2 protein-coding genes are annotated in these 3,840 nt (G+C 59.3%); both read left to right on the top strand.

Going from position 1 to position 3,840, the window contains the following annotated elements; all coding sequences use genetic code 11:
* Positions 1-1,282, top strand: a 1,282-nt coding sequence (locus CDI09_RS17130; RefSeq protein ID WP_146220945.1) for a hydantoinase/oxoprolinase family protein, incomplete at its 5' end; no start/stop codon positions are given.
* On the top strand, positions 1,279-2,868 hold the full coding sequence (locus tag CDI09_RS17125) for a hydantoinase B/oxoprolinase family protein (RefSeq protein ID WP_205836629.1): 1,590 nt from the start codon (positions 1,279-1,281) through the stop codon (positions 2,866-2,868). The genes CDI09_RS17130 and CDI09_RS17125, both read left to right, overlap by 4 nt.
* Positions 2,869-3,840 lie beyond the last annotated feature (972 nt).

The following is a 3,840-nucleotide window of genomic DNA, read 5'->3' as shown; positions in this document are numbered from 1 at the left end:
GTATCCTTCATCTGCCGTCCTTTCGCGCAGTCGTTTCTTCCAACGACCATTCTGGCACATTGCGATGCCGTGCGGGGAGGACGGCAACCACCCCATCTCCCTTATCCGCAACGGGCGCCCTGCCATTACCCGTTCCGCGGTGCTCGAGACCGTTCCCATCCGGTTGCCGGTCATTGACATCAATGCCATTGGCGCGGGTGGTGGCTCCATCGCCTGGATTGACGAGGGCGGGGCGCTGCGTGTGGGGCCCATGAGTGCCGAAGCCATTCCCGGCCCCGCATGTTACGGGCGTGGGGGGACGCTGCCCACCGTAACGGATGCCAATATCGTTCTGGGCCGTTTTGATAGCCAGACCCGCCTGGGTGGTGACATGCTCATGGACCTGCAGGCGGCCGAGACCGCCATCCGGGTCCATCTGGCCGAACCGATGGGGCTGTCGATTGCCGAGGCGGCGGCAGGCGTGCTGCGTGTGGCGCATGCCAATATCGTGCGCGGCATCCGTGTCGTCTCCGTCGAACGTGGTTACGACCCCCGCAGCTTTGCCCTGGTTCCCTTTGGTGGGGCGGGACCCATGCATTGCGCGCCAGTTGCGCGTGAACTGCGCATGAAGACCATCCTGGTTCCGCCCACGCCGGGCATTCTGTGCGCGCTGGGGCAACTCGTTTCCGATCTCAGGCATGAGGTGAACGAAACCTTTATTGCAGCTCATGCCGACCTGGCCGAGGACACGGTCATCGCGCGCCTTGAGGAACTGCGCGCACGTGGAAACGCCCTTCTGGCAGCCGATAGCGTGCCCGAGCCGCGGCGTTCGATCGAACTGCGCGCCGATGTCAGGTATCGGGGGCAGAGCTACGAACTGTCGATCATTCTGGAAGGGGACCTGCGGGCCGCGTGGCATACGCTGCCCGAAAAGTTCCATGAAGCACATCGCCAGCGCTTCGGGCATGCGGACCCGCAGGCTCCGATTGAAATCGTGGGCTTTGGTGCGACCGCGGTCGGGCATATCGATGCACCGGCCCTGCCGGTCCTGCCTGCGGGTGGCGAGCAGTGCGGACCAGAGGCGATCCGGGGGGAACGGACGATCTATTTTGAAGGCGCGCAGCCCGGCGAGGCGGGGGCATTCCATACGGCAACAGTATATCATCGGGAACATCTCTGCGCGGGTAATGTCATTGTCGGGCCTGCGGTTATTGAAGAGGTATCGGCAACGACCGTGCTCTATCCCGATGACCGTGCGGTCGTGCATCCATCAGGCAATATTATTGTGGAGGTCGCGCTGTGAGTGCCCCGCTGGCTAACCCGATTGACCCGATCACCCTGGAGGTGCTGCGCAACGCGCTTGAAGCCGTAGCCCAGGAAATGGGGGCGGTACTCAAGCTGACCGCGTTCTCTCCCAATATCAAGGAACGGATGGATGCGTCCTGCGCCCTGTTCGATTGCCATGCGCAGCTTATTGCGCAGGCCGAGCATGTGCCTGTCCATCTTGGTTCCATGATGCGCGCGGTCGCACCGATCCTGGCACGGAGCGGGCCGCTTGATCATGGTGATATCGTCATGGTCAATGACCCGTTTGTGGCGGGTGCCCATCTGCCTGATGTCACACTGCTCGCACCGGTATTTATTGATGGCGCCTGCGTAGCCTACGTTGCCACGCGCGCCCATCATTCCGATGTGGGCGGCATGGAACCGGGTTCGATGCCGGGTGCCTCGCGCAGCATCTATCAGGAAGGCATCATCTTGCCGCCTGTAAAACTTTATCGTGCTGGGGTGCTGCAGGAAGATATTCAGGCTATTTTCCTGCGTAACGTACGCACGCCCGAGGAGCGGCGCGGGGACCTCAATGCACAGCTTGCAGCGTTGCGCGTGGGCATTGCGCGCCTGGAGGAAGTGGCCGAGCGCTTTGGCCATGCCACGCTGGCCAGCGGATTTGCAGCCATCCTGGACTATTCGGAGCGCCGGATGCTGCGCCGTCTGGCTGAAATGACGCCCGGTGTGTATGAGGCGGAAGATTTTCTGGATAATGATGGCTCCAATACCGATCCCGTCAGGATATGCGTGCGGGCCACGGTTGCGCCCGACAGGCTGGTGATCGATTTTGAGGGGTCATCACCGCAATGCGCGGGCAACGTCAACGCGGTGGCGCCGATGACGCAGTCAGCCACGTTTTTTGCCGTCAAACTGCTGGTTGATGCCACATTGCCTGCCAATGCGGGTGTGCTGCGCCTGCTTGACATCCGCATTCCCAAGGGCAGCTTTCTCGATGCACAGGCCCCGGCCGCCGTGTGCGCGGGCAATACCGAAACAACGCAGCGTGTGACCGATGCGGTTCTCAGGGCCTTTGCCCAGATTGCCCCTGATCGTATTCCCGCTGCCAGTCAGGGCACGATGAACCTTGTCAGCATCGGGGGTGTCGACCCCAGAACAGGGCAGTCCTATACCTATATCGAGACAATATGTGGCGGTCAGGGCGGCCGGCCACACGGCGCCGGCATGGATGGCGTGCAGGTCAATATGACCAATACGATGAATACCCCCATCGAGGCGCTGGAAATATCTTATCCGCTGCGTGTCGAATGTTATGAACTGCGCGAAGGTTCCGGCGGAGAGGGGCAGCACAGGGGTGGCGCTGGCGTGACCCGGTCGCTGCGGGTTATCGGCCACGAGGCGCGCGTCTCGTTCCAGTCGGACCGGCGCACGTTCAGCCCCTATGGACTGCATGGGGGCAAGGACGGCGCGGTCGGGCGCAATATCATGACCGACCGGCAAGGGACCGAGCACATCGTCGGCGGTAAAGGATCCGTCACGCTGGAGGCGGATGAACTGATTGCCATCGAAACGCCCGGTGGTGGTGGATGGGGAACGCCCTGAGCCGGGCCTGAACCCGGTTGGCTGACCACAACAGGCGGGTTGTTTTCTGGTGACTGCGGGGCGGCATGTCGAATTTGCCGCTCCGCAGTCGCGTTTTTGTATGCAGGCCGTGCTTTTTCGTGCCCTGAACGGGCCTGCACCGTGCCGGTGGTGATGTGTGATGACCCGATGACCACCCGATGGCCGGATATGCCATGTGTTATCCGCAGCAGATCAATGGCGGCGGCAGGGCCGGAATGGTGGGCCGTAACCGCTCCCACGCTGTTGTTGATAGCCCGGTAAGCATGGTGCCGGTTCGCGGGAGCGGATTGGAACAGCACCTTGAACTGGCTGGCCTGAACCATTGCCAGGGTCAACCCATGTCAGGCCCAATATTTTGACGAAGCCACAGGCTTGCAGGCTAATCGATACCCTTATGCTGTCATAATCCGGGGCGCAAAACCGACTTATTGAACAGGCCGCCGCCTGATGCAGTCTGATGCGTGAGCACAGTGCGATGTGCTCAATTGCGTTCAGATCCTGAAAATCGAACTATTCAGAGCCATGACCAGAATCGTTTGCGGTTGATCGACACGCAAATCATGTCGTGAGACATGGTTATTGAAGCTGTCAGAGATGAGAATTCTGTCCTGATGCGTTGACCTGGAATCGGTTTGAGTATTCCGTGTTTTCGTTTATTATGATCTGATTTAATTATTATTATAAATAACAATACACAATAGTAAAATTAAATAAAAAAACCAAATATCAATAATTTTTAAAAGTGAAATAAAATATTTGGGGCTGGCATAGGTAAGCGAATAAAGGCTTTATATGTCGCATGAAAGCACGTCGTCGCAGTCGGCTGCCTGTCAGCATCCAAAAGCGCCTTCTAGCAGCCTGTCGGGTTGGGCATTTTGCGGCTGATAACGCCGAGGCTGACCCGGCTTATGCTGCCTGAAGCCGTGCCATTCTTTTGCAGTTGTATGCGAG

The sequence above is a fragment of the Komagataeibacter nataicola genome (genome assembly GCF_003207795.1).
Lineage (GTDB): Bacteria > Pseudomonadota > Alphaproteobacteria > Acetobacterales > Acetobacteraceae > Komagataeibacter > Komagataeibacter nataicola.
Note: the sequence above shows the minus strand (reverse complement) of the source record. Positions and strands in the feature narration are given on the sequence as shown.